The organism is uncultured Negativibacillus sp. (genome assembly GCF_944388365.1).
In the GTDB taxonomy this organism is placed as follows: domain Bacteria; phylum Bacillota; class Clostridia; order Oscillospirales; family Ruminococcaceae; genus Negativibacillus.
Genome location: NZ_CALXIN010000168.1, coordinates 1 through 2,599, shown reverse-complemented (window position 1 = coordinate 2,599; position 2,599 = coordinate 1). Strand labels below are relative to the sequence as shown.

The 2,599-nt window shown below is 51.7% G+C and carries 3 protein-coding genes; all 3 read right to left on the bottom strand.

Annotation, left to right across the window (positions count from 1 at the left end; translation table 11 throughout):
• On the bottom strand, nucleotides 1-289 hold a 289-nt coding region (locus Q0L39_RS11620; protein ID WP_296629353.1), incomplete at its 3' end, for a cupin domain-containing protein.
• Between the two features lie 5 nt (nucleotides 290-294).
• Nucleotides 295-972 carry a carboxymuconolactone decarboxylase family protein gene (locus Q0L39_RS11615; protein ID WP_296629350.1) on the bottom strand — a complete coding sequence of 226 codons (678 nt, stop codon included), beginning with the start codon at nucleotides 970-972 and terminating at the stop codon, nucleotides 295-297.
• Nucleotides 973-1,196: 224 nt separating this feature from the next.
• A complete protein-coding gene (gene dnaJ, locus Q0L39_RS11610; protein WP_296629348.1) occupies nucleotides 1,197-2,360 on the bottom strand; it encodes a molecular chaperone DnaJ in 1,164 nt (387 codons plus the stop codon).
• Nucleotides 2,361-2,599: the final 239 nt, after the last annotated feature.

Sequence of the window (2,599 nt, the reverse complement as noted above, 5' to 3'; positions counted from 1 at the left end):
GTTTTACCTCCGGCGGGATGACCACAACATCACCGGCATGCAGTGCTTTTGCTGGCTGTCCCCATTCCTGATACCAGCCCTGACCGGCTGTGCAGAGTAGAATCTGTCCGCCGCCGGTTTTGGCGTGATGGATGTGCCAGTTGTTGCGGCAGCCAGGCTCAAAGGTGACATTGCCGATGGTGACGCCTTCGGTGGTCAGCATCTTCAGATAACTCTGACCCTGGAAAAACTTTCCGTATGGATTTTCTTCTCCCATCTCAAAAATGGGATTGATGTCTGGTGTTTTCATGATGATTACTCCTTTGCAATTTCATTGATCGCGGCGATGGCATTGAGGGTGCGCGGAAAACCGATCATTGGCATACACCAGGTGACCGCGTCGATCAGGACAGGACGCCGGTTGCCCACCTGAAGATTTCCGGCGATGTGCGCTTTCAGCTGGGACTCGCATCCTCCCAGCGCACACAGCGTGCAAAAGGTCAGCAGCTCACGGGTCGAAAGCTCCAATGTGTCTCTGGTATAGAAATCGCCAAAGCAGTAGGCGGACAGTGCATCCTGAATATGTTTTAATTCTTCGGGCGCAGTGCTGCGGTTGTGGTCGATGGTCTGTCTGCCAAAGATGGCATACTGTGCTTCCAATCCCTTTTGCAGTCGGGTGTCCGGCTGCACGGTGGACTGGCTTTGAGGCAGCTCTATTCCCTTCTGACGCAGAACCTCCTCTACCAGCTGCAGCGCATCCATCACTCTGGGATAGCCGACATAGGGTGTTGTCTGCATTACCGCTTCGACCATCTGTTCCGCAGTGACACCCTGTTCCAGTGCATCCTCCACCTGCTGCTTTAAAGAACAGCTGCTACCCAGTGTTGTCAGCACGGCCAGAGAAATCAGGCTGCAAAGCTGTGGTTCCAGCGAAACATTGGGCTGCACCTGTGTCTGCTGAAAGGTATTCACGATTTTTTGAAGTTCTTCCATTTTGTTAAAACCTCCCGTGCATCATCTTGTTTCTTTTTACCCATATTATAGTACCATGCAAACGCAATGTCCAATGCCTGTTATTGTTATGTTGTCATTCCTGAAAAGCATAACAGAAAAACCAGGGACACAGAATCTTCTGTGTCCCTGGTTGCTGTATCAAAGTGTCCTACTGCGGCAGAAAAACGGAGGTAACAGACTACTGACGCAGTGGGACGAATGGTTTAGTCCTTCATGAAGTCCTTGAGCTTGTCAAAAAATCCTTTTCGTTTTCGGTAGTTTTTCTCACCTGTCATGCTGTCAAACTCCTTGAGGGCATCCTTCTGCTTGGTGCTGAGATTGGTCGGAACTTCGAGGTTGACGCGGACATACTGGTCGCCGCGTCCACGTCCGTTGATATACGGAATACCCTTGTTACGCAGACGGAAAACAGTTGCCGGCTGAGTTCCCTCTGGGATGTTGTATTTAACCTTGCCGTCGATGGTTGGAACGACAACCTCGTCGCCCAGGACTGCCTGCGGGAAGGTGATCGGGATTTCGCACCAGACATCGAAGCCGTCGCGCTCGAACAGCGGATCAGGACGGACCGATACAGTGACGTTGACATCGCCGGCAGGACCGCCGTTGACGCCGTGGTCACCCTGACCGCGCAGGACGAAGGTCTGACCGTTGTCGATACCAGCCGGAACATCCACTTCCAGTTTGACCGATTTTCTTACGCGGCCCATGCCCTTACATTTTTCGCACGGAGTTTTGATGACCTTACCGGAGCCGGAGCACTTGGAGCAGGCTTTGACGCTCTGAACCACACCAAATGGGGTTCTCTGCTGGACGCGCACCTGACCGGAGCCGTGACATTCCGGACAGGTTTCAGGGGTAGTACCCTTGGCAGCGCCGGTACCGGAACAATCCTCACACTTAATCAGGCGGCTGAAGCTGATTTCCTTTTTGCAGCCTTTGGCAGCCTCCATAAAGGAGAGAGCGATATCGATATTGATATTGTTGCCTCGAATTGGCGCATTCGGGTTGCGGGTACGGCTGGAGCCGCCGAATCCGCCAAATCCGCCGCCGCCAAAGAAGCTATCGAAGATGTCGCCGATATCGCCGAAGTCGAAACCGCCGGCACCAAAGCCGCCAGCGCCGCCGCCATAGCTTGGATCGACGCCGGCATGACCGAACTGGTCATAACGGGCACGTTTTTCCGAATCCGAGAGGACAGCATAAGCCTCGTTGACCTCTTTGAATTTTGCTTCAGCCTCTTTATCGCCAGGGTTCAGGTCAGGGTGATACTGTTTTGCCAGCTTACGGTAAGCCTTCTTCAGCTCATCATCCGAGCATCCCTTCTGAACACCCAGCACTTCATAATAATCTCTTTTTTCCTCTGCCACTCTTTCTTCACCTACTTTTTCTTTGCTAAAAGGAAAAAGTGACAAATCCAAATAGGATTTGTCTCGCAAAAAGAAAAGTGTTTGTCTCTCAAGCGGCTTTTCTTTTTACATCGGCTGTTTCCAGCTCCGTACTTTTTCTCTTAGGTTTCGGTTTATCGTTTCAGTTACTTATCCATGTACATACCATGCGGATCGGAGCGGTGACCCCAATCATAATGCACAATTACCTTGCAATCAGA